This window comes from Halioglobus sp. HI00S01, from assembly GCF_001635445.1.
Classification (GTDB): Bacteria; Pseudomonadota; Gammaproteobacteria; order Pseudomonadales; family Halieaceae; genus Halioglobus; species Halioglobus japonicus.
In genome coordinates, this window is record NZ_LWEE01000364.1 from 1 (window position 1) to 233 (window position 233).

The 233-nt window shown below is 53.6% G+C and carries 1 pseudogene; it reads right to left on the reverse strand.

The annotated features are described in order from the left end of the window. Positions 1–26: 26 nt before the first annotated feature. A pseudogene (gene tuf, locus A3709_RS22890) lies at positions 27–233 on the reverse strand (elongation factor Tu); the annotation flags it as partial.

A 233-nucleotide genomic window follows, 5' to 3' on the forward strand; every position in this document is an offset into this window, starting at 1 on the left:
TTAAGTTCCGCTCCAGCGAGCATCGATTACTCGATGATCTTGGCTACAACACCAGCGCCAACAGTACGACCACCTTCACGGATCGCGAAGCGCAGGCCATCTTCCATCGCAATCGGAGCGATCAGAGTGGCAACCATCTGTACGTTGTCACCAGGCATTACCATCTCAACGCCTTCGGGCAGTTCACATGCACCAGTTACGTCAGTAGTACGGAAGTAGAACTGCGGACGGTA